This window comes from Corynebacterium sp. LK31 (genome assembly GCF_014335015.1).
Taxonomy (GTDB): domain Bacteria; phylum Actinomycetota; class Actinomycetes; order Mycobacteriales; family Mycobacteriaceae; genus Corynebacterium; species Corynebacterium jeikeium_D.
The window spans coordinates 212,490-234,583 of sequence record NZ_PDGW01000011.1 but is presented as its reverse complement, the minus strand read 5'-3'; the positions used below and the strand labels follow the sequence as shown (position 1 = coordinate 234,583).

Below are 22,094 nucleotides of genomic sequence, written 5' to 3'. Positions count from 1 at the left end.
TCTCAGTCCATAATCTATTGTGGCACACATTCCCACTACCCCCGGTAATCGGCGCTAGGCTTGACCCTGTGACTACCGATATTCCCGATTTCGTTACCCCCACCTTTAACCCCGATAACCTAGGCGAAGACTACAGCCAACATGTCATCGAACTCGGCCAGGATCCCGACGGTGAGGGATCCGTACACGCGGTATTGGTCCGCTACTGCCCCGACTCGTCGGCAAGCGACTTCCAAAAACGTCCGGCGGTTCTATGGATTCACGGGATGTCGGACTATTTCTTCCAGAAGCACGTGGCGGAGCGGTACCACGCCGAAGGCTACGCCTTTTACGCTATTGACCTGCGTAAGTGCGGGCGCGCACACCAACCGGGGCAGACTTGGCATGGCTGCAGCGATCTAACGAATTACTTCGAGGATCTCAACAGGGCACTCGCAGTGTTAGACCACGCCGGTCATACAACTGTCACTGTTAATGCGCACTCCACTGGTGGTCTCATTGCCGTGCTCTGGCTCGATTGGTTACGAAGCACAGGCGGCCATTGCCCGCAAGCACCCAATATTTCCGTCACAGCTGCCGTCTTGAACTCACCGTGGCTGACTCTGCACGTTTCCCGGGCAAAGGCTCCCGTGTACTCGCTGGTGACTCGCGTTATGTCGCGGATTCGCCCTAACAGTCTCATTCCGGTGCAGTCTGCGGGCGGCTATGGCAAATCCATTAGCGCCGACCACCAGGGACGCTGGGAGTACAACCGCACTTTCAAGCCGCTGGCTGGCCATGACAAGAACTGGCGTTGGCTCAATGCCATCATCGTCGGCCAGCAACGTGTCAGCCGCGGTATCGATACCGGCGTGCCGACGCTCGTTCTCCACTCGGACAACTACCTTCTCGGTTCCGACTACACACCGGAACTCAGCCGCGTTGACTCTGTCCTCAACACTGAGCAAATTGCCGATGCCACTGCCCACTTGGGACCGCAGGCTCGCAACGTCGCGATTCCGGGTGCTCTCCACGACGTGTATCTCTCCGCACCCGAAGCACTAGACCGCGCTTTTAATGAGACATTCCAGTTCCTTGCCACAGTCAATCCAGGAGACAGCTCAAAATAGGAGCACAGAATAGGAACTCGGAATAAATCAGCATTCAGTACGGTTGAACCAAACTAGTTTGACCAGAATGCTAGGAGTGCTTGTGACCACTGAGAATTCGCCTGAGACTACCCCACGCCACTACGACGTCATCATTATCGGAACCGGGTCCGGCAATTCCATTCCAGCCCCGGCCTACGACAATGTCCGTATCGCTCTGGTGGAGGAAGGACGTTTCGGCGGTACTTGCCTCAACGTTGGGTGTATTCCCACCAAGATGTTCGTTCTGGCCGCTGATGCCGCCCGCAACATCCGCGAGGCCAGCCGCCTGGGCGTGCACGGCACCTTCGACTCCGTTGATCTCAAGCAAATCCAGGATCGCGTTTTTGCCCAGCGCGTCGACCAGATTGCCGACGGCGGCGAGGCATACCGCCGCGGGGACGAGACTCCCAATATCGATGTCTACGACCGCCACGCAACGTTCGTCGGCCCTCGCACTATTCGCACCGGCATCGGCGAGGAAACCGTCGACATCACAGCCGACAACATCATCATCGCTGCAGGCTCCCGCCCTCACGTTCCGGGCCTCATCGCAGACTCCGGGGTCGATTACTACACCAACGAGAACATCATGCGCGTCGACAAGCTTCCGCGCGAAATGATCGTCGTCGGCGGCGGCTACATCGCTAGCGAGTTCGCGCATGTCTTCGCATCCTTCGGCACGAAGGTGCACATGCTGGTGCGCTCCGATGTCATGCTGCGTGGCTCAGACGCCGCTATCTCCGAGCGCTTCCACGAGGTTGCCTCCCGCGACATTGACATCCGTATGAACACCTCCATCACTGAGCTCTCCCAGGAGGGCGAGATCGTCACGGTCACGCTTGACGACGGCACGGAGCTCGCAGCCGATGCCCTGCTCGTGGCAACCGGACGCATCCCCAACGGTGACCGTATGGACCTTGCAGCCGGTGGTGTGGCGATGCACGACGATGGTCGCATCAAGGTTGACCAGTACGGCCGCACCTCTGCCGAAGGTGTGTGGGCGCTGGGCGATGTCTCTAGCCCGTACCAGCTGAAGCATATTGCCAACCATGAGGCCAAGGTTGTCTTCCACAACGTGCTGAATCCGTCGGACCTGCGCGAATTTGACCACCGCTACATTCCGTCGGCAGTCTTCTCACATCCGCAGATTGGTCAGGTCGGTATGACCGAGGATGAAGCTCGCGCCTGGGCTGCGGAAAATGGCACGGACATTACCGTGAAGGTACAGAACTACGGCGATGTCGCCTACGGCTGGGCGCTGGAGGATCGCGATGGCTTTGCCAAGTTGATTGCGGACCGCGCCACCGGCCGCCTGCTGGGTGCGCACTTCATCGGCGAGCAGGCTGCCACTCTAGTGCAGCAGTGCATCCAGATGATGAGCTTCGAGATGGATGTGCGCGAAGTTGTCAAGGGCCAGCACTGGATTCACCCAGCACTGCCAGAGCTGATTGAAAACGCAATCCTGGGCCTGGAGTTCGATAACTAGCCCAGCTGTTCAATACCTGTGGCCTGGGCCAATGCGGGCCCAGCCAGGTACTCCTCGACTGCATCGGCCAACAGGTCGATCTGCCGCAGCCGTTCTTCGGCAAACGAAGTATTAGAGCTGACCTCAAAGCCGTCTCGACCGACGGCAACTGCGACTTCGCTCAGCAACTGACGGCGCGCCTGATCATTTTCCAGGTAGCCGTGGCGGTGCGTACCCATCACCATGCCACGCCGCGCCCCTTCTTCAGGCTCAGTGATAAAGGGCGCCTCGCTGCTTCGCACAACCTGTCCATTGTGGACTTCGTAAGAGCCATCCGGGTGGCTCACCAGCGTCTTCGTCCCCGCGAATTCAATGTCGGTATCGAACACTCCAAGCCCGTTCACTGTCCCGGCTACCGACTCCACCGAGTCAGTGATGGTGGTGCAGAGCATTTGGAACCCACCGCAGATGCCAATCAGCGGCAGCCCTCGGGCGGCTCGGTTCTCCAGTACGTCGTCAAGCCCACGCTCGCGCAACCACTTGAGATCGGCGACCGTCGACTTCGTCCCGGGCAACACGACCAGGTCGGCGCGAGCAACGACCGACGGATCGACCGTCCACTGCACGTGTACCCCTGGTTCACAGGCAAGCGCTTCGATATCGGTGGCGTTGGACACGCGCGGCAAGCGAATGGCGGCCACGGACAACGTTTCCGTACCCAGCGGTGCGTTCGCCGGCCCTACCGACGCACCAGCGACTGTGCCGAGCGAATCCTCCGCATCGATCCACAGCCCCGGAATAAAAGACACTACGCCGAGTACGGGCACGCCGGTGTGCTCGCGCACCACGTCCAATCCCGGTGTCAACAGCGAAACATCGCCCCGGAACTTGTTGACGATAAAACCGGTAATTCGCGCGCGGTCTTCGGGGCTCAAAATTGCATGCGTGCCGACGAAATGTGCAAGCACCCCACCGCGGTCGATGTCGCCGGCGACCACAACCGGCAAATCAGCGAGCTCTGCCAAGCCCATGTTGGCGATGTCTGACTCTCGCAGATTGACCTCGGCAGGACTACCAGCGCCTTCGCACAAGACGACATCGAACTGCCCCCGCAGCTCTTCCAATGTCTCCGCGACTACCCCGCGCAACGCTTTTCGACGCGACCGGTACGTCAGAGCGCTCACATGCCCATCGGCTTTGCCCTTCACCACCACCTGACTAGTGTGGTCCGAGCCCGGCTTGAGAAGCACCGGGTTAAAGGAGACATCCGGCTCCAGCCCACAGGCGAGCGCCTGCAGAGCCTGCGCGCGCCCAATCTCGCCGCCGTCAAGCGTGACAGCGCAGTTGTTGGACATGTTCTGTGCTTTGAAGGGTGCGACCTTCACGCCGCGGCGCGCGAGCAGCCGACACATGCCGGCGACCAGAACCGACTTACCGGCATCTGAGGTGCAGCCGGCAATCAGAGCTGCAGGGGCCTGCACGGGTTAGGCCTCGGGCTTCCAACCAGTTTGGAACTGACCTGGCACGTTCTGCTCATCCGGCAGAGTGAGGATTTCATAGCCGTCGGAGGTCACCAGCACCGTGTGCTCGAACTGGGCGGTGAACTTGAAGTCATCATTCTGCACAGTCCAGCCATTATCCCAGATGTGGTACGGCAGCTCACCAAGGTTAATCATCGGCTCAACAGTCAAGGTCATGCCCGGCTCGAAAATGGTGTCCTGGCTCGGCTCATCGTAGTGGAGAACGATTAAACCATTGTGGAACGTGGTACCGACACCGTGACCGGTGAAGTCCCGAACGGTGTTGTATCCAAAACGCTTAGCGTAAGACTCGATTACGCGGCCGATGACATTAATCTCACGGCCCGGCTTGATGACCTTGATGCCGCGCATGGTGGCGTTGTAAGTGCGCTCCACTAGCTGGAGGTGCTCCTCCGAGACATTGCCCGCGAGGAAAGTCGCGTTGGTGTCACCGTGGACGCCGTTCTTGTATCCGGTGACGTCGACATTGACGATATCGCCGTCTTCAATAACCTGAGTGTCCGGAATACCGTGGCAGACAATCTCATTGAGAGACACACAGCACGACTTCTCGAAACCGCGGTACCCCAGCGTGGACGGGTAGGTGTCGTGATCCAACAGGTACTCGTGCACCACCCGGTCAATCTCATCCGTGGTCACGCCCGGAGTTACGGCCTTGCCGGCCTCCACCAACGCGTTGGCAGCAATGCGAGAGACCTCTCGCATATTTTCAATATCTTCCGGAGTCTGTACCAGCGGCTCGCCGACGCCTTCCTGAACCTCGTCCTTCCAGGCGTACTCCGGCCGTTCAATATGTGCCGGAACAGTGCGAATTGGCGTGGACTTTTGCTGAGTAAGTGGAGAACGCTGAGTCATGGAACATACTCTACCCCTACCCCCGGATTAGCCTTTCGGCCTGTGCCGGTTTCGAAGCCAGAAATGCTCTAGCCCTCGTCTCCTGAACCTTCATCCATATTGGCGAAGAAGGCATCGGTAATCGCCACCGCATGTTCGGATCCACCACCGCCGACGATGAGCGTGGCGAAGGCCAAGTCATCTCGATAGCCAGTGAACCAAGCGTGCGAGCCACCTCCATACTCGGCCTCACCGGTCTTGGCGTAGACCTCACCGCGTCCGGCAATGGCCGAACCGGTACCGGAGGTCACCACCGCCCGCATGAGTGAGCGAACCTCGTTCAAAACCTCAGGTGGAAGTGGCTTCGACGTCTGCGACTGCCACGTTCCCGCGCTTGGCACGAGTGACGGCGTCGGAGTGCGCCCGGCCGCCACCGTCGCGGAAACCAGCGCCATGCCAAACGGGCTGGCCAAGTCATTGCCCTGTCCATAGCCCGCATCGATACGCTCGACTTCATCACTACCGTCAGACACGCTGCCGGTAATAGTGTCGAGGCCCGCGATGTGATAGTTGATTCCGATGCCGAAGTTCTTGGACTCCTCCTTGAACTGCCCTGGTTCCAACTTGTGGGAGATGTTGCCGAACGTGGTGTTGCAAGACCGCGCGAAGGCATCGCTCAGCGAGGTATCCCCGACACCACTTCCGTTGTAGTTGGTGACAATTCGCGGACCGATTTCCATCGAACCTGGGCACGGCACAGTCGATCCCGCATTTAGTCCCTCGTGCTGCACACCTGCAGCGGCAGTGACAATCTTGTACGTCGATCCCGGCGGGAACTGTCCCATCAGCGCAAGGTCACCGTCCTTGTCTGCTTCCGCCGTCTGGGCTACCGCCAGAATCTTGCCCGTAGACGGCTGCACAGCCACCAGCATTGCCTTCGCATCTTGCCGCGTATCGACTGCCTTCTGCGCTGCGTCCTGCACCTTTTTACTAATCGATGCCTGCACCGCCGGGGCTACATCCGGAGACACCTCATAGAGCGTGCCGACGACTGCTCCGCCCTCGTTGGCCGCCACGATCTTCCAGCCATCGGCACCGTGATCACCAGTGTCCACTAGCCTTTCCACACGGCTCATCAAATCAGGCGCAAACCCCGGGTCGGGTCGCACCATCGCTGCTTCATCGTTAACAGAAATTCCGTCAATGTCCGCGAGCTCATCCTTGACTCGCTGCGGCGTGGATGCCGGCAGCACAATCAGTGAAAAGTTACCCTTCCCACCAGCTGCCTGCTCCCCTATAGCGCGCGCGTCAAGCTTCGGACCATCTTCCGGCATTTCATTATTGATGACCGTCGCCGCCCGATTAATCGACGACTGCACATTCTCCGCCCCATCACGATTGAGAATTACCCGGTGCACAGTCCCCGGCTCAAGCAAGGCCGCACCGTCCGAACCAACCACAGACGGACGTGGAGCTGCGATAGTGCGCAATTCTGGGTGCTGATTACGCCCCAGCTGTGGATGCAGGGATGCTGGCGACCAGCGCAACGCCCAATCCCGTTGCCCAGCCTCAGTCTTAGTCAGCGTAAAAGTCGTGTCATATCCCCAGCGTCGCTGGTGCGGTAACTGCCAATTCATGGCAACTTCGGCAGAGGACTGATTCGAACTGGAATCGATACCCGCAATTTCATACTCAAGCCCCTCCGGCTGGAGGCCGTCGGTGGCCGCTTTCAAATCTCCTTCAGCGGAATCCGGATGATCGGTCAGCGCCGCCGCCTTAGCGACATCCCCTCCCGCCAGCGCCCCCAGGAATTCCTCAAGCACCTCGCGCCCGGTGTCAGGCCGCGGCGTACACGCGGCGGATGACAACACCAGACCCGTGATTGCCACAGCCGAGATACTGCGAAGCAGGGGCTTGCGGCGCGAAGTTTGTTCCATGTGGGCTGACGTTAGCACCGCTTTGCTTTACGACGACGCTGGCGCGCCGCAACCTGCTATCAGCGGTTCAGTACAATTGGATTGACCACGTCAGCAGCCATAACCAGAACGCCGAAGACCAGCAAGACTGCGGTAAAGGCCATAGTAATTGGCATGAGTTTGGTGTAATCGGCAGGCCCAAGCGCAGGCTTACCGAACGCCTTGCGAATCAGGTCGCGGATGCGCTCATAAATAACCACGGCGATGTGGCCACCGTCGAGTGGCGGCAACGGCACGAGGTTGAACACGGCCAGGAAATAATTGAGGTTGGCCAGCAACAGGAAGAATGAAGGCCACTGGTTCATCTCCACCAATTCACCACCGGCACGCGACGCGCCGACCACACTCATTGGGCTGGCCGGGTCACGCTGAGCACCAAAGATAGAGGCGACCACGCCGGGAACCTTCTCCGGGATGGAGAGCAGCCCGTTCCAAACCGCCCCGAAAAGGCTGCCTGTGAAGCTGGCCGCACCGCCGATGGCAGTTACTGCGTTGTACTCGTGAAGGATGGTCTCTGGTCGCTGGAAGGCGATACCAATTGCTGGCTGGTCGATGTCCTGCCCGTCGTTAGTCTTGTGCTTGACGACTTCCGGGGTGACCGTGACCGTCTGGGTGCTGCCATTGCGGTCGATGGTCATTTTGATGTCGCCACCTGCAGAGCTACCGATGAGAGACACAGCCTCGGGGTAGGACGTGATCTTGGTGCCATTGATCTTCTCAATCACATCTCCGGCACGTAGCCCTGCGCGCTCTGCAGGACCGGAACCAGTGCAGGGCTCCAGCGTGCCGTCGGCACGCTGTGCCGGCGAGACGCACTGCACCGCCTGAATGCGTGGCGCCATTTCCTTACCCATGTTGGGCAAACCCCACGTCACGGCAATGAAGTAAAGAATGATGAATCCAACGATGAGGTTCATTGCCACCCCACCGAGCATCACGATAATGCGCTGCCACCACGGCTTCTTGTACATGGCGTAGGGTTCTTCGGCAGGAGCGATGGGATCCATTGCTGTCATGCCTGCGATGTCGCAGAATCCGCCAAAGGGAATTGCCTTTATTCCATACTCGGTGTCATGCCCACCTGCCGCAGCGTGATGCCGCTTGAAGGAAAACAGCGTTGGGCCGAAGCCAATGAAGTATCGACGCACTCGCATTCCACACAGGCGAGCTGCGGTGAGATGGCCCCATTCGTGAAGAGCGATTGTCACCGCGATGCCGATTGCGAAGAGTAAAACTCCAAGAAGAAATGTCACGAGTGCTCACCCTACCCCCACTTTGGGCAAACGAGCACACCGGCGAACAGTTTCCGGCCGGGCTGAGTCCCAATTTCAGCAAGTTCTAAGGTATCCTTACACCCGATACTCAAGATTGTCTGAAAATGCGCTCAGTCGCTTTCAGCAAAACCGCAGATAGACTGAAGTGCATATAGAGTGCAATTCGCCGAAAGTGTTAACAGGAGGACTTTCAAGTGAGCAACCACGAGCCAAAGGAAGAGATTTACCGCGGCGTCAGCACCCTCGACGAGCCGTCGGCGAAGTGGGGCTGGCACGGCATTAGCAAGAGCGCTATGCAGAAGGCCGGCTGGATTTCCGTGATCTTCCTGCTGGGCATGACCATTGGTAACCACAAGGGCAACGTCGAGAACTGGTGGCTGGTCGTCATCGCCGCCCTGATCGCTATTGGCCTGCTGCTGCAGTTGTTCGCCCCGCAGGCTTCTCAGGTCCGCACCGTTACCGGTCACAACAAGCCGGAAGGCCACATTGAGCCGGAGTGGGCACGCGACCAGGTTAACGGCACTGGCGTCTACGCTAACCTGACCGACTCTCAGCTGCGCTCCTGGAACCGTCTGCCGGAAGGCCAGAACCAGTAAAGTTAGCCACTTTTGCAGAAAGTCTGGCCTAACAGCTCTATAGCAACAGCTCTATAGCGCTACAGCGCACAAAAAGATCCGCACCGAATTCGGTGCGGATCTTTTGCTATTTGTCGGCTAAACCTCTTCGGCCGCCAGCTGACCACACGCTGCCGCAATCTCGTTGCCACGGGTATCGCGGACCGTGCACGGTACCCCCTGCGCCTGTACGCGGCGGACGAACTCCTCCTGCTGCTTCTTCGGGGAGGCGTCCCACTTCGACCCCGGAGTCGGGTTGAGCGGAATCAGGTTGACGTGGACACGTGAGCCCAGAGCATTGTGGAGCTTCTTACCCAACAAGTCTGCACGCCAATCCTGGTCGTTAATATCGCGAATCAAAGCGTACTCAATAGATACGCGACGGCCTGTCTTGTCTGCGTAGTAGCGAGCTGCATCAAGCACCTCAGCTACTGTAAAGCGATTGTTGATCGGTACCAGCTCATCGCGAAGCTCGTCATCTGGAGTGTGCAGAGACACCGCGAGGGTTACTGACAGGTCCTCGTCGGCAAGCCGTCGGATGTTCGGCGCGAAACCGACTGTAGAGACGGTGACATTGCGCATCGAGATGCCGAATCCCTCCGGCGACGGTCGCGTGATGCGATGGACGGCGGCGAGAACGCGGTTGTAGTTCGCGAGCGGCTCACCCATGCCCATGAATACGATGTTGGTCAGGCGACCGCCCTCGGCTGCCATCGTGGCAGCGGCCTCACGAACTTGGTCGACAATCTCCGCGGTGGAGAGATTACGCTGCAGACCGCCCTGACCCGTCGCACAGAATGGGCATGCCATACCGCAGCCGGCCTGTGAGGAAATACAGAGGGTCGCACGCCCCGGGTACTTCATCAGCACGGATTCCAGCAGCGTACCGTCACCTGCACGCCACAGCGTCTTACGGGTTTCGCCGTCGTCACAGGTGATGTGGCGAACGGGAGTCAACAAAGGTGGGAAGAGACTGTCTTTGACCTTTTGACGGTCTGCTTCCGGCAGATCAGTCATCGTCATAGGGTCAGCCTCAAGCCGACCGTAATAGTGCCGGGCAATCTGATCGGCGCGGAAGGCCGGCAGGCCCAGTTCCTTGACCGCAGCCTTCCGTTCCTCAACATCGAGGTCCGCAAAATGGGTCGCGGGCATGCCGCGACGTGGAGCTTTAAGAACGATTGGAAGTGAAGATGCCATGATGGCACCCATTTTCGCATGTAATGACGGTTTTGGCCTAATGAGCGACTAGGCAGCCGCAACTAAGTGGACCTTTACAAGTGGTACATACCTGCCAAAACGTGTTGAATGATAGGTATGACTAACGCTAATCAACCGAATAACGACAGTCCGCTTTTCGACGATACTCCGTCGTACTCTCCAAATGATTCAGTGGCTCCTGCACCAGAGCAGGACAACCTTCCAGAGCCAGTCGTTGACGCGCCCGCAGAGAAGGACTCCACACCGGAGCCAGCGCCCGCTCCTGGCCGGCGCAAGGTGAAAAAGACTACCGCGGGCTCGATGTGGGTTGGCCTGGTCATCAGTGCAGTTTTGCTGATCGTATTGCTTGTATTCATTCTGCAGAATCAGCAGGAGACCACACTAAACCTGTTCGGCTGGGCCTGGAACTTCCCGGTCGGTGTCGGAATGCTGTTCGCTGCTATCCTCGGCGCCCTCATCACTGCGCTAATCGGTGGCTGGCGAATGTTTGATCTGCGCCGCCAGATTCGTAAGGGCGACAACTAAAGCCCGACTGAACCAGCCAAATTAAACCAGGCTGAAAAGCTGCAATATCAGCCACGTCATCGCGGCTGATGGCAGCATGCCATCCAGGCGGTCCATCAGACCGCCGTGGCCCGGCAATATCGAGGACATATCCTTAATCCCCAGATCGCGTTTGAACTGGGACTCCATCAGGTCACCAAGCGTGGCGGAGATAACCAAGGCAATGCCCAGCACGATGCCCTGCCACCACGGCGCGTGCAACATAAAGATTGCACAGAGCGCTCCAGTAATAGTGGCGAGTACGAGAGAGCCGCCGAACCCTTCCCAGGATTTTTTAGGGCTTACCTTCGGAGCCATCGGATGCTTTCCGAACATGACACCGGCGGCATAGCCTCCGACGTCATTGGAAATCACCCCGATCATGAAGGTCACAATGACCAGACGGGGATCGACTTCCCAGGGATTGTCCATGTGCACCAGCTGCACAGCTAGCGCCGCAAAGAACGGAATCCACATCACCACGAAAACTCCGACTGCGACATCCCGCAGCCAGTTCCGTGGTGCTTCAGCCATCCCGTGCAAAAACAGACGGGTGACTAGTAAAAGCATCAGGGTAACAGTCAGGCCCATGACCAGACCGTCAATCCCCCAGTAGGCGGACAGCCACACCATCAGCTGTCCGCCGAAAATCAGAACCGGGCGAGGGACCTGCCAATCGGACTCGCGGAGCCGCTCGCAGACCTCCCAGGTTGCAAGGCCAACCGCCGCGGCGACCAGAACGGTCCAGGCGAGCGCCCCCAGCAGCAAGCCGATGATGACGACTGCACCAAGTGCTACGCCCACCGTAATTGCAACCGGCAGGTTCCGACCTGCCGAGTTACGCGGCTTAATAAGCCGTAGCTCGTCTAGAACACGTTCCTTATTGGACGCTGGCTTCGACGTTGGCATTGGCGCCTCAAATCCCCTCTCCCGGTTGAATATGAAGGCCTAAACCTCCATCAATTCCGCTTCCTTGCGTTCAACCAAGGAGTCCACCTGCTCGACGTAGTTCTTGGTGACCTGGTCCAGCTCCTTTTCGCCTGCCTGCACCTCGTCCTCGCCAGCATCGCCGTCCTTCTGAATCTTCTTCAGAGTTTCCATGCCCTTACGACGGACATTGCGAATCGCGATCTTGGCGTCTTCGCCCTTCGAACGTGCGACCTTAACCATCTCACGACGACGCTCCTCGGTCAGCTGCGGGATAGTTACGCGCAGGACCTGGCCATCATTAGTCGGGTTCACACCCAGGTCGGAGTTGCGAATCGCGTTTTCGATGTCGCCCATGACGCTCAGCTCATACGGCTTAATCAGCAGCATGCGCGGCTCTGGAACCGAAATGGTAGCCATCTGGGTAATCGGAGTCGGAACACCGTAGTACTCCGCAATAACGCCGTTGAACATCGCCGGGTTCGCACGGCCAGTGCGAATGTGGGTCAGCTCCTCGCGGCAGTGTTCTACGGAGCTACCGTACTTTTCTTCACAGTCAAGCAGGACTTCATCAATCATTGTGTTTTTAACCTCGGGTTTCTACGCGGGTTCTAGATAGTTCTAGAGCGCTCTGTGGAAAGAACGTATTACGAACAAATTTATCAGCTGTGGACGAGAGTACCGATTTGCTCACCGGCTACCGCGCGCGCAATGTTTCCGTCGGTAAGCAGATTAAACACGAGAATCGGCATGTTGTTGTCCATGCACAGGGAGAAGGCGGTGGCATCAGCAACGCGCAGGTCCCGTTCCAGAACCTCACGGTGGGTGATGTCATCGAACAGCTCTGCGTCCGGCACCTCACGTGGGTCGGCCGAGTAGACACCGTCAACGGCCTTTGCCATCAGCAGCACCTCGCAGCCGATCTCCAGGGCGCGCTGGGCGGCGGTGGTGTCGGTGGAGAAGTACGGCATCCCCATACCTGCACCAAAGATGACCACGCGGCCCTTCTCCAGGTGGCGCTTAGCACGCAACGGCAGGTACGGCTCCGAGACCTGTGCCATGTTGATTGCAGTTTGAACGCGGCAGTCCACGCCCTCCTGCTCGAGGAAGTCCTGCAGAGCCAGGCAGTTCATGACCGTGCCCAGCATGCCCATGTAGTCAGAGCGTGCGCGGTCCATGCCGCGCTGCTGAAGCTGTGCGCCACGGAAGAAGTTACCTCCGCCGATGACGACACAGACCTCGACGCCCTTTCGGGAAACTTCCGCAATCTGTCGGGCAACGTTTTGCACCACGTCCGGGTCAACGCCAACCTTGCCGCCACCGAACATCTCACCACCGAGCTTGAGCATCACACGTTTGAAGCCATTGCGCTCGACAGATTCTGCCATGACCATGCACCTTTCTCACACCGTTTAAAAAGTCGCAGACGAGTCTACCCGGTCACGACAGCAAGGCACACTTGACGCTCCGCATTATCGGCTACAGGACAGCAAAATACCCCGCCCGGGTTCCCGAGCGGGGCATTTAAACTAGCTCACAGCTAGAGGCTTATGCACAAATTACAGCGAATTAGTGCTGGCCAACCTCGAAGCGAACGAAACCGGTCAGGGTAACGCCAGCCTCTTCCATGAGCTGCTTAACGGTCTTCTTGCTGTCGGCGACAGACGGCTGCTCCAGCAGAACAACGTCCTTGTAGAAGCCGTTCAGACGACCCTCGACGATCTTGGCGATAGCCTGCTCCGGCTTGCCCTCTTCGCGGGTGATCTTCTCGTAGACAGCGCGCTCTGCCTCGACGCGGTCGGCCGGGACATCCTCGCGGGACAGGTACTGAGCCTTCAGAGCGGCAACCTGCATAGCTGCTGCGTGAGCAGTCTCTGCAGCACCCTCGCCCTCACCGGTGTAAGCAACCAGAACTCCGACAGCTGCCGGCAGGTCTGCTGCACGGCGGTGCAGGTAGACAGCGATGTTGTCGCCCTCGAGAGTAGCGGCGCGACGCAGCTCCAGCTTCTCACCGATCTTTGCGGAGAGCTCCTGGGTAGCGTCAGCTGCGGTCTGACCGTCGAGGTCAGCTGCTGCGAGCTCTTCCGGGGAGTTTGCCTTGACTGCTGCGGCAGCGTCGGCGACCTTGTTGGCGAAGTCGATGAACTCCTGGTTCTTGGCAACGAAGTCGGTCTCGGAGTTGACCTCGACCATGGTGTTACCAGAAACAGCGATCAGGCCCTCGGCGGCGGTGCGCTCTGCACGCTTGCCGACGTCCTTTGCGCCCTTAATACGCAGGATCTCGACAGCCTTGTCGAAATCGCCGTCGGTCTCGACGAGTGCGTCCTTACAAGCCTTCATGCCGGAGCCGGTCAGCTCACGGAGCTTCTTGACGTCAGCAGCAGTGAAATTCGCCATGCTGGGCGTTCCTCCTTGTGGTGGTTAGAACTTGTGGTGGTTAGAAAGTTCAGCTTTACTCAGCGGATGCCGTCTCAGTTGCAGTGGAGCCCTCGGCGTCCATCTCTGCAGCCTGGTCGGTGTTCTCAGCGGCGGACTCGATCGGAGCGTCGCCTGCTGCCTCGCGAGCAGCGTTGGCCTCGCGCTCAGCGCGAGCCTTGCGGCCCTCTTCAACAGCGGTGGAGATGATGCGGGTCAGCACGGAAGCAGCGCGGATTGCGTCGTCGTTGCCCGGGATCGGGAAGTCAACGTCATCCGGGTCGCAGTTGGTGTCCAGGATGGCAACAACCGGAATGCCCAGCTTCTTAGCCTCGGCGACAGCGATGTGCTCCTTGTTGGTGTCAACAATCCACAGTGCGGACGGAACCTTGGACATGTCGCGAATGCCGCCCAGGGTGCGCTCCAGCTTGGTGCGCTCACGGGTCAGCATCAGGATTTCCTTCTTGCCGCGACCCTCGTAGCCGTTCTCAGCAGCGTCCATTGCCTGAAGCTCCTTCAGGCGAGCCAGGCGCTTGGAAACGGTGGCGAAGTTGGTCAGCATACCGCCGAGCCAGCGGTGGTTGACGTATGGCATGTCAACGCGCTCTGCCTCGTTCTGAACGGCTTCCTGAGCCTGCTTCTTGGTACCGACGAACAGGATGTTGCCACCGTGAGCGACAGTCTCCTTGACGAACTCGAAAGCCTCGTCGATGTAGGTCAGGGTCTGCTGCAGGTCAATGATGTAGATGCCATTGCGCTCGGTGAAGATGAAACGCTTCATCTTCGGGTTCCAACGACGGGTCTGGTGACCGAAGTGGACACCTGCATCGAGCAGTTCTCGCATGGATACAACAGCCATGTCATATTCAGGGAAGATCCTCGCGTCCAGCCTGACTAGGGCTGCGGCTGCTTCCCTTCCTTTCTTATCCGATATAGGTGGTTACAGTTCACACACAGGCTTTCCCTGTGCCCTAGCGCTCCCCCGCTGCCTCACACCCGACAGATATCCTTGCCGAGCACCCGTGAACCAGCCGGAATGGGTCGCGCGCGTAGTCTTTGTGCTAATGACCGCCCATTAAGGCAGACACCGCGAGCGTCATCTTATCTGATACATCGCACAGGTCGCAATATCTGACACGCCCTGCTATCCACAGGACAAAAAGTCATCCACAGCTAGAACCGTTTGCAATGCACTGCCGCTTGTCGACGAGTGCAGCGTCCGCCACACTATCGCGCATGACGACCAAGCAGAGTTTCAAGCGCTCGCTAATGCGCACATTAGCGCTATTCGTGCTCGCTGTCGCGCTAACAACACCCCCAAGCCCACCTGCAGCTACCGGCGAGCCAATATCCGCTAGTGCGCATACCTTCCCTGTGCACGGCAAAATACTACGCGACTACGCCCCACCGGAAAAACGCTGGCAGCCTGGACATCGCGGAGTAGACCTGAACGCCTCCCCGGGTCAGCCAATCCGCGCCTCAGCTCCCGGTGTGGTGCATTTCGCCGGTTCAATCGCCGGAATGACGTCCGTGTCAATCATGCACGCCGATGGCATCCGCACAACCTATCAGCCCATAGATACCGCGTTAGAAAAGGGAGACCACGTGGCCGCTGGCCAGGTGATTGGTCATCTTGTGGTCAACGCCAAACATCCCGAACCGGGCCTGCATTGGGGCGCACTGCGCGGCAAAGACTATCTCAACCCACTGGATTTGATACAGCGGAGACCAATCGTGCTCAAGCCTGTACGCAATTAAACAACCCTGCGCGATTAAGCGCGCGGATGTGCCCGCTTGTGTACTTCACGGAGGCGGTCCGCTGAGACGTGGGTATAAATCTGCGTGGTCGCCAGACTCGAATGACCGAGCATCTCCTGCACCACACGCAAGTCAGCGCCACCTTCCACCATGGCTGTGGCCGCAGAGTGCCGGAGCGAATGCGGTGAAACATCAGCCCATTTATGAATCACTCGGCGCGCCTGACGAGGATTCAATCTACCTCCACGCACACCGAGAAAAAGCGCATGTTCGGCCTGTGCGGAAGCATGAAAGCTTCCACGCACCTGGAGCCAGCCTTTGAGTGCCGCCTCCGCTGGTACACCGAAGGGCACGATGCGCTGCTTGTTCCCCTTACCCACTACCGAGATGATGTGGCGGGAAAAGTCCACATCAGAGACGTCGGCCTTGCACAGCTCCTCTACACGCATCCCAGTGGCATACAACAGTTCCACAATGGCCAAGTCGCGAGCCGCAACTGCGCTGTCCTCGGAGGAGACTTTCTCGATTGCCTCCTCAACCCTCTCCGGCGAGAGCACTTCCGGAAGATGCTGATGTTTCTTCGGCGTTGACAGCCGCAGCGACGGATCAGCATCGAGAATTTGCCGAGCTACGAGCCAACTACAGAACTGGCGAATGGACGTCGTTAAGCGAGCCAGCGATGACCGCGCAGCACCCTCCGCATGCTTCGCGCCGAGGTGCGCACGGATGACAGGGGTGGAGAGTTCACTGATGTGGTCCAGGCCGGCGAGGAGGGGGATGAGATCGGCTCGATAGGCACGGACGGTTGCGTCAGAGAGTCTGCGGGAATAAGTCAGCTCATCGAGAAAATCCATGAGCACGGCCTCAATATTGGCGGATAACCCGAGATCCGGCTCAGTCCTGTCGTCGTTATTGGTTGCGCGCTTCACGGTTCTGACCTTAGTAGATGCACACCGCGAGACCTCACCAGACAGCGGAAAAAGGCAGTGACTCCGACTTTCGCCAGAGCCACTGCCCTATTGCCTCACCCATGTCACAAGCCCGTTTCCGTAACAGTTACTTAGGCTTGCCTTGCCTATATTACTGAGCGTACAGAGAATTGCAATACCTAATTCAAGATTTTTTCGAGATTCTCTGCAGAAGGCTTTATTAGCGCCTCACTAACGCTTCTGTTCCTGGCGCAACCACCCACCCTCCACCCGACTGGTCAGCCCCCGTCCCTGCAGCTCCAGCAACAAATGTGTCGTAAGCGCCACGGCCAATCCCGCCTGCGCTGCGACTTCTCCCACCGGCGTTGGCTCCGCAGAATTCAGAGAGTCGTAGACAGCGAGCTCGTTTCGAGAAAGCTTCTGCACCGCCGACTTTTCCCACAACAATTCAAGCTGAGCATCCTCATTCACTGTGCCAACTGACCGATACAGCGACCGCACATTATCGGCACTACACACCAGGACAGCCTCGCCACTGCGGATTAGGTCATGACAGCCAGAGGTAGTTTGCAGCGTCACCGGTCCCGGCACTGCTCCCAAGGGCTTGTTTAGCCTCACTGCCCAGTGCGCTGTGTTGCGCGCCCCTGAACGCCAGCCCGCCTCGACGATTGTGGTTGCTCGCGATAGGGCCGCTACCAGACGATTCCTAGTCAAAAACCGATGCCGCGCAGGTCGCACCCCCAGTGGATACTCCGTAATCAGCGCACCCCGCTCTGCAATCCCGTCGAAGAGTTCTGCATGCGCCCGCGGATAGTCAACCCCTACACCACCGGCTCCGACCACAACCGTAGTGCCGCCAGCGTCGAGCGCAGCTCGATGCGCCGCGGCATCAATACCCAACGCACCACCACTGATGACACTAACCCCCGCATTCGCGAACTGCCCCGCGAATTGGGCCGCCACCTGTGTCCCGTAGCTGCTGGCCATCCGCGTTCCGACAATCGCCACCGCTTCACTGACCACGTCCCGCAAGTCACGGCCACGCACCCACAGCGCAAGTGGTGGTGCATCGGCGCGGTCACGGACTTCGAGCGTCGTAAAGCAGGACAGCAGCTCCCCCGGCCACTCTGGGTGCCCCGGATAAATAAGACGCCACCCCATCGCTGCCGCCAGCTCCAAATCGTGGCCGCTCTGGTCAACGTCGGCTCGCGCCTGCGTCGTATTGAGCAGACCTTCCGGCAGCCCGGCGCGAGCCTTGATCCTCTCTGCTACCTCTACCGGCCCAAACTCCGTCACGAGCCGCACAATCTGCGGATGCGTCGCCTCTACCACACGATTCAGGTAAGCCCACGCGTGAATTTCGTCCATTTCTCCCCCTTGATAATGGTTCGGTTGTATTAGCCGCCCTCGCGGTCATGCAGCTGGCAGGCGCGTTGCACGTGCTCGAAGGTAAACGCGTCTACTCCCCCGAGATCTGCGAGCGTCCACGCCACTGCGATTACTTTGTCCACTCCCCGCTGGGTAATCTCTCCGTTCCTCAACTGGAAGTCCAATAACGCCATCGCTTCTTCGTCTAAGCCCGCGTGACGACGGAGAAGCGAGCGTGGCACACTCGCGTTGGTGACGGCTGCTTCGTCGGCAAGCCCCAGGGCCTGCCACCTATGGCGGGCACGGTCACGTGCGGCCTGTACCCGATCGCGAACGGCCGCGGAGGGCTCATTGTGTGCTTTGTTTTTAATTCCCAGCTTGGCCCCGGCAGGACTGAGCGTGACGTTGAGATCCATGCGATCGCGTAGCGGGCCCGATAATGCGCGACCATGCTTGGCTCGCTCGGTACTAGAACAGGTGCATTCGCTGGCATACGCCGCCCCACACCGACAGGGATTGGTCGCCATGACTAGTTGTGTTCTCGCCGGAAAAGTCACTCGATGGTGCGTACGCAGGTGGACGACCACCCCGTTTTCCATCGGCATCCGCAACGCATCCAATACCGCCGGGCGCATGAGGGTGATTTCGTCCAAGAAGAGCACCCCATGGTGGGCAAGGCTAATCGCGCCGGGCTTGGGCACAGCACCGCCGCCGACTAGCGCTGCCACAGTCGCGCTGTGATGTGGAGCCACAAACGGCGGATGTTGGACAAGAGTGTCCGCAGTATCGAGCGCTCCGGCCACCGAATGCAGCGCGGTGACCTCCAGCTGCTGCCACTTCTGCAATGGCGGCAGAATTGTGGGCAAGCGCTCAGCGAGCATGGACTTCCCAGTTCCCGGAGAACCCTGCATGAACAGATTGTGCCCACCTGCTGCGGCTACCTCGAGGGCGAAGCGCGCCTCAGGTTGGCCATCGACATCGGCCAGGTCTACCGAGAAGGCTTGTTCGCTGGGGTCGTCGTTAAGCGCGGTCGTCAAACCTGAGCCGGTGAGTACCCAGCCCCATAGCTGTGTGAGGTCGGCTGCGGTGCAGACTGCGATGCCGTCGACGAGCGCGGCCTCGGCGGCGTTGGCGGCGGGGACGACAACCCAACGGGCACCGGCCTCGCGGGCGGCAAGGACCTGCGGCAGCACTCCACGCACCGGTCGAATGGAACCGTCGAGCCCAAGTTCGCCAATGAGAACCGTGTGGCGGAGACGACCTCGGGCCTCCATGTCATCGCTGGTTGCGATAAGGATGGCGCAGACGATGGCGAGGTCAAAGCTAGTGCCGTGCTTGCGGATATGCGCCGGCGACAGACTCACCACGACTTTTGTCTTCGGCCAGGGCAACTGCGAGTTAGCAACCGCCGTGCGCACGCGATGTTTGGCTTCTCCGACGGCGGCATCGCCGAGCCCACCGATATACATTCCCGGCAAGCCACGCCCAACATCGGCTTCCACCTGCACAATAGTTCCTTCAATGCCGCTGAGGCTGACTGCAAGAGCTGTACCGACAGTCATCTAGCAGTCCCACATGATCGCGTCGCTGATTGCGGGAATGTACGTAACTGCAACGACTGGAGGACCGGACGAAGGGCTGGACACTGTGACTTCTGCGCAGTCGATAACTACGGACTCTAACCAGTAGGTAGAACTCTCTGACAGCCACTGTGCCGCCGCCTTGCGCAAATGACGAAGCTTGGCTGCTGTGATGGACTCTCTGCCGTCCCCAAACTGACTACTTCGCGAGCTGCGCCGCGTTTTTACCTCCACAAAATGCAGCCTGCCGTCAACATCTTCAGCAATAAGATCGAGCTCATAGCGCCCCACCCGCTCATTCCGAGCAATAACTTCCCACCCCTGGTCCTCCAACATCTCGGCGACGAAATCCTCCCCAAACGCGCCGAGCTGTCTCGTGGTTAGTTCTTCAAAGCTCTGTGTCATAGCCCCCGGTCCCCCTGGTTCCCCGTTGAATTGTGCCTAGGCTGTTTAGTGCCTAGACTTTTGCCGCCTTGGCGGTTCGGAAACACTCTTGCACAGCGGGCATGACAAAGGCCTTCCGATAGATGCTCGGAAGGCCCAAACTGTGGATAATTTTTCGACTGTGGATAACTGTTAGCAGCTAGCTATACCAAGAGATGAAAAGCTATAAAAGCTACGGCAGTCGTAGGTCAGGCTTATCCAGTTCCTCGATATTGACATCCTTGAAAGTGATAACGCGCACGTAGCGGACAAACCGAGCCGGGCGATGGACATCCCACACCCACGCATCCGACATCCGCAGCTCGAAATAGACCTCGTTTTCGCTGTTGTGCGGAATCAGCTCCACAGCATTAGCAAGGTAGAACCTGCGCTCCGTCTCAACAACGTACGAAAACTGACTAACGACATCGCGGAACTCCTTGTACAGGGATAGTTCAACGTCGGCCTCGTAGTTTTCTAGATCTTCTGCGCTCACGACCGCGACGGCTCCTTCGAGTGTTTACATGTTGCTCTTTTTGTACATGTTGGTCTATTCGGGGTGCTCAAGATACTCCGCGTGTGCCAAGCGCACATTGCGGTATGACCACCGATGCTCCGGGGTTGCGCCATGGCGTGAAATCGCTTCCATATGCGATGACGTGCCGTAGCCCTTATGCCCCGCCAGACCATAATCCGGATACTTCTCCGATAGGTCAACCATAATGCGGTCGCGGGTGACTTTGGCTAAGACACTCGCAGCAGCAATACATCGGCAAGCGGAATCACCACCAATCACGGGCAAATAGGGTGCCGTGAAGCCAGACACTTTGAGTGCGTCGGTAAGCACATAGCCAGGACGCTGTCCCAACCCGGCTACCGCGCGGCGCATTCCAGTGACATTCGCGTCCTGAATGCCGAATTGGTCGATGTAGGACGCGGGAATCGTCGTCACGCAAAAAGAGGTGGCGAAGCGTTGGATGAGCGGAAAGAGCCGTTCACGTGCGGCCGGCGTGAGCTTTTTAGAATCGGTGAGCTTATCCAGCTCTGCGATAGGGCGTTCTGGAAGGCAGCAGGCGGCGATAACTATCGGGCCTGCACAGGCGCCGCGACCAGCCTCGTCGACCCCGGCTACAGGTCCAAAGCCGCGCTTTGCCAGCGCGACCTCTATCGTGCGCGACTGCTTCAGCCTCCGCAGTTTCGGCGCCGGCGGCGTGAGCAGACTGTGCTGACTAGTTGTGCTGGATGTCCGGATCATCGACGCCACCGATGCGGTTAAACGGCAGGATGATTGCCTGCACCTTGCCGACGACGTTATCCAGTGGCACAGTACCCTGCAGCTCGTCGCCCATGTGATAGCGAGAGTCCGCGGAGTTGGTGCGGTTATCACCCATGACCCACAGATGCCCCTCCGGCACTGTTACCGGCCCGAAGTACGGGCCACCACACTGCTCTGAGCCAAGATTATCCACCACCGGCTTGTCTGCTGGAGTTTTAATGAAATCCTGGTCTGTCATCTTGCCGTCAACCATGATGCCGGGATCTCCTGGGCGACACTGCACAGTCTGCCCACCCGTGGCAATCACACGCTTGACCAACGCATTTTCATCAGGGGCGACAAGGCCAATCCAGGAACCAACCGTCTGCAGCGAGTTTGCCACCGGGTTAGTAGAACGCTGTGACACGTAGTTACTATTCCAGGACTCCGGGCCATTAAAGACGACAACATCGCCGGGCTTGGGATCTGAGAACTGGTAGGAAACCTTATCCACCCAAATGCGGTCACCGGTGCACCCGACACATCCGTTGAGCGTCGGCTGCATCGACTCGGATGGAATCACGTAGACACGGCCGATAAAGGACTGCACACCAGCACTGATGAGCAGGGCAATCACGATAATGATTGGAATCTCGATGTACCACGGAGTGTGCTTTTCAGGCTCCTCGTCAAGTTTCCGGAAGCCTTTCAAGCCTTCAGTACGGTCTTCTTTTTGGCCGTCAGTCTGTTCGCGAGAATCGTCGTCGGTCATGGGAAAAGACTATACGCGATAGAAAAATCCCCACCGAGCTCAACACTCGATGGGGATTATTTTGCGCCAAAA

General features: G+C 58.7%; 22 protein-coding genes. 5 read left to right on the top strand and 17 right to left on the bottom strand.

Annotated features, from left to right (window positions below; all coding sequences use genetic code 11):
* Positions 1 to 68 precede the first annotated feature (68 nt).
* Entirely contained in the window at positions 69 to 1,109 is a 1,041-nt protein-coding gene (locus CRD18_RS03310) for an alpha/beta hydrolase (RefSeq protein ID WP_049170801.1), read from the top strand.
* An 82-nt stretch (positions 1,110 to 1,191) separates the two neighbouring features.
* Positions 1,192 to 2,616: a mycothione reductase gene (mtr, locus tag CRD18_RS03305; protein WP_101738674.1), complete on the top strand. Its 1,425-nt coding sequence runs from the start codon at positions 1,192 to 1,194 to the stop codon at positions 2,614 to 2,616.
* On the opposite strand, the gene CRD18_RS03300 is transcribed toward mtr, so the two are convergent.
* From CRD18_RS03300 to CRD18_RS03285, 4 genes are all read right to left on the bottom strand, one after another.
* On the bottom strand, positions 2,613 to 4,076 hold the full coding sequence (locus tag CRD18_RS03300) for a cobyric acid synthase (protein WP_070652944.1): 1,464 nt from the start codon (positions 4,074 to 4,076) through the stop codon (positions 2,613 to 2,615). The genes mtr and CRD18_RS03300 overlap by 4 nt on opposite strands.
* 3 nt (positions 4,077 to 4,079) lie before the next feature.
* Entirely contained in the window at positions 4,080 to 4,991 is a 912-nt protein-coding gene (gene map / locus CRD18_RS03295) for a type I methionyl aminopeptidase (protein ID WP_049189666.1), read from the bottom strand.
* A gap of 68 nt (positions 4,992 to 5,059) precedes the next feature.
* Entirely contained in the window at positions 5,060 to 6,907 is a 1,848-nt protein-coding gene (locus CRD18_RS03290; RefSeq protein WP_070652943.1) for a penicillin-binding transpeptidase domain-containing protein, read from the bottom strand.
* Between the two features lie 59 nt (positions 6,908 to 6,966).
* A complete protein-coding gene (locus CRD18_RS03285) occupies positions 6,967 to 8,199 on the bottom strand; it encodes an RIP metalloprotease (RefSeq protein WP_070652942.1) in 1,233 nt (410 codons plus the stop codon).
* A 215-nt stretch (positions 8,200 to 8,414) separates the two neighbouring features.
* Between CRD18_RS03285 and CRD18_RS03280 the strand changes: the two genes are divergently transcribed.
* Positions 8,415 to 8,816 carry a DUF2631 domain-containing protein gene (locus tag CRD18_RS03280; RefSeq protein ID WP_070652941.1) on the top strand — a complete coding sequence of 134 codons (402 nt, stop codon included), beginning with the start codon at positions 8,415 to 8,417 and terminating at the stop codon, positions 8,814 to 8,816.
* Between the two features lie 117 nt (positions 8,817 to 8,933).
* On the opposite strand, the gene rlmN is transcribed toward CRD18_RS03280, so the two are convergent.
* Positions 8,934 to 10,031 carry a 23S rRNA (adenine(2503)-C(2))-methyltransferase RlmN gene (gene rlmN, locus CRD18_RS03275; RefSeq protein ID WP_049189669.1) on the bottom strand — a complete coding sequence of 366 codons (1,098 nt, stop codon included), beginning with the start codon at positions 10,029 to 10,031 and terminating at the stop codon, positions 8,934 to 8,936.
* A gap of 117 nt (positions 10,032 to 10,148) precedes the next feature.
* On the opposite strand from rlmN, the gene CRD18_RS03270 reads away from it, so the two are divergent.
* The gene (locus CRD18_RS03270) at positions 10,149 to 10,577 is read left to right on the top strand and encodes a lipopolysaccharide assembly protein LapA domain-containing protein (protein WP_065421645.1); all 429 of its coding nucleotides are present in this window, start codon (positions 10,149 to 10,151) and stop codon (positions 10,575 to 10,577) included.
* Between the two features lie 21 nt (positions 10,578 to 10,598).
* Here CRD18_RS03270 and CRD18_RS03265 read toward each other — a convergent pair whose 3' ends face one another.
* The 5 genes from CRD18_RS03265 to rpsB all read right to left on the bottom strand — a co-directional run bounded on the left by CRD18_RS03265 (position 10,599) and on the right by rpsB (position 14,796).
* On the bottom strand, positions 10,599 to 11,504 hold the full coding sequence (locus CRD18_RS03265; protein WP_049170784.1) for a phosphatidate cytidylyltransferase: 906 nt from the start codon (positions 11,502 to 11,504) through the stop codon (positions 10,599 to 10,601).
* Between the two features lie 39 nt (positions 11,505 to 11,543).
* Positions 11,544 to 12,101 (bottom strand): ribosome recycling factor, encoded by a 558-nt coding sequence (gene frr, locus CRD18_RS03260; RefSeq protein WP_038628675.1) that lies wholly within the window; start codon positions 12,099 to 12,101, stop codon positions 11,544 to 11,546.
* Between the two features lie 83 nt (positions 12,102 to 12,184).
* Positions 12,185 to 12,910 (bottom strand): UMP kinase, encoded by a 726-nt coding sequence (pyrH, locus tag CRD18_RS03255; RefSeq protein WP_005509726.1) that lies wholly within the window; start codon positions 12,908 to 12,910, stop codon positions 12,185 to 12,187.
* A 181-nt stretch (positions 12,911 to 13,091) separates the two neighbouring features.
* On the bottom strand, positions 13,092 to 13,919 hold the full coding sequence (tsf, locus tag CRD18_RS03250; protein ID WP_049170780.1) for a translation elongation factor Ts: 828 nt from the start codon (positions 13,917 to 13,919) through the stop codon (positions 13,092 to 13,094).
* A 55-nt stretch (positions 13,920 to 13,974) separates the two neighbouring features.
* On the bottom strand, positions 13,975 to 14,796 hold the full coding sequence (gene rpsB, locus CRD18_RS03245; RefSeq protein WP_040360682.1) for a 30S ribosomal protein S2: 822 nt from the start codon (positions 14,794 to 14,796) through the stop codon (positions 13,975 to 13,977).
* Positions 14,797 to 15,173: 377 nt separating this feature from the next.
* On the opposite strand from rpsB, the gene CRD18_RS03240 reads away from it, so the two are divergent.
* Entirely contained in the window at positions 15,174 to 15,695 is a 522-nt protein-coding gene (locus tag CRD18_RS03240) for a murein hydrolase activator EnvC (RefSeq protein WP_065421708.1), read from the top strand.
* Between the two features lie 14 nt (positions 15,696 to 15,709).
* Here CRD18_RS03240 and CRD18_RS03235 read toward each other — a convergent pair whose 3' ends face one another.
* The 7 genes from CRD18_RS03235 to lepB all read right to left on the bottom strand — a co-directional run bounded on the left by CRD18_RS03235 (position 15,710) and on the right by lepB (position 22,022).
* Entirely contained in the window at positions 15,710 to 16,564 is an 855-nt protein-coding gene (locus tag CRD18_RS03235; protein WP_070652971.1) for a tyrosine recombinase XerC, read from the bottom strand.
* 291 nt (positions 16,565 to 16,855) lie between these two features.
* Complete coding sequence (gene dprA, locus CRD18_RS03230) at positions 16,856 to 17,992, bottom strand: DNA-processing protein DprA (protein ID WP_070652940.1); 1,137 nt, start codon at positions 17,990 to 17,992, stop codon at positions 16,856 to 16,858.
* Between the two features lie 29 nt (positions 17,993 to 18,021).
* Entirely contained in the window at positions 18,022 to 19,554 is a 1,533-nt protein-coding gene (locus CRD18_RS03225) for a YifB family Mg chelatase-like AAA ATPase (protein WP_049170772.1), read from the bottom strand.
* Entirely contained in the window at positions 19,555 to 19,977 is a 423-nt protein-coding gene (locus CRD18_RS03220; protein ID WP_065421646.1) for a YraN family protein, read from the bottom strand.
* 211 nt (positions 19,978 to 20,188) lie between these two features.
* Complete coding sequence (locus CRD18_RS03215; protein WP_005509529.1) at positions 20,189 to 20,491, bottom strand: DUF2469 domain-containing protein; 303 nt, start codon at positions 20,489 to 20,491, stop codon at positions 20,189 to 20,191.
* A gap of 54 nt (positions 20,492 to 20,545) precedes the next feature.
* A complete protein-coding gene (locus tag CRD18_RS03210) occupies positions 20,546 to 21,250 on the bottom strand; it encodes a ribonuclease HII (RefSeq protein ID WP_224783775.1) in 705 nt (234 codons plus the stop codon).
* Entirely contained in the window at positions 21,225 to 22,022 is a 798-nt protein-coding gene (gene lepB / locus CRD18_RS03205; RefSeq protein WP_048735525.1) for a signal peptidase I, read from the bottom strand. The genes CRD18_RS03210 and lepB overlap by 26 nt, the downstream gene beginning before the upstream one ends.
* Positions 22,023 to 22,094 lie beyond the last annotated feature (72 nt).

What these genes read in the sequence shown, in the direction of transcription:
- rlmN (WP_049189669.1), bottom strand. Translation starts at nt 10,031, where the DNA reads ATGGCATCTTCACTTCCAATCGTTCTTAAAGCTCCACGTCGCGGCATG.
- CRD18_RS03210 (WP_224783775.1), bottom strand. Translation starts at nt 21,250, where the DNA reads ATGATCCGGACATCCAGCACAACTAGTCAGCACAGTCTGCTCACGCCG.
- dprA (WP_070652940.1), bottom strand. Translation starts at nt 17,992, where the DNA reads ATGGACGAAATTCACGCGTGGGCTTACCTGAATCGTGTGGTAGAGGCG.
- frr (WP_038628675.1), bottom strand. Translation starts at nt 12,101, where the DNA reads ATGATTGATGAAGTCCTGCTTGACTGTGAAGAAAAGTACGGTAGCTCC.
- CRD18_RS03270 (WP_065421645.1), top strand. Translation starts at nt 10,149, where the DNA reads ATGACTAACGCTAATCAACCGAATAACGACAGTCCGCTTTTCGACGAT.
- CRD18_RS03265 (WP_049170784.1), bottom strand. Translation starts at nt 11,504, where the DNA reads ATGCCAACGTCGAAGCCAGCGTCCAATAAGGAACGTGTTCTAGACGAG.
- CRD18_RS03225 (WP_049170772.1), bottom strand. Translation starts at nt 19,554, where the DNA reads ATGACTGTCGGTACAGCTCTTGCAGTCAGCCTCAGCGGCATTGAAGGA.
- rpsB (WP_040360682.1), bottom strand. Translation starts at nt 14,796, where the DNA reads ATGGCTGTTGTATCCATGCGAGAACTGCTCGATGCAGGTGTCCACTTC.
- CRD18_RS03290 (WP_070652943.1), bottom strand. Translation starts at nt 6,907, where the DNA reads ATGGAACAAACTTCGCGCCGCAAGCCCCTGCTTCGCAGTATCTCGGCT.
- CRD18_RS03240 (WP_065421708.1), top strand. Translation starts at nt 15,174, where the DNA reads ATGACGACCAAGCAGAGTTTCAAGCGCTCGCTAATGCGCACATTAGCG.
- lepB (WP_048735525.1), bottom strand. Translation starts at nt 22,022, where the DNA reads ATGACCGACGACGATTCTCGCGAACAGACTGACGGCCAAAAAGAAGAC.
- pyrH (WP_005509726.1), bottom strand. Translation starts at nt 12,910, where the DNA reads ATGGCAGAATCTGTCGAGCGCAATGGCTTCAAACGTGTGATGCTCAAG.
- tsf (WP_049170780.1), bottom strand. Translation starts at nt 13,919, where the DNA reads ATGGCGAATTTCACTGCTGCTGACGTCAAGAAGCTCCGTGAGCTGACC.
- CRD18_RS03220 (WP_065421646.1), bottom strand. Translation starts at nt 19,977, where the DNA reads ATGACACAGAGCTTTGAAGAACTAACCACGAGACAGCTCGGCGCGTTT.
- map (WP_049189666.1), bottom strand. Translation starts at nt 4,991, where the DNA reads ATGACTCAGCGTTCTCCACTTACTCAGCAAAAGTCCACGCCAATTCGC.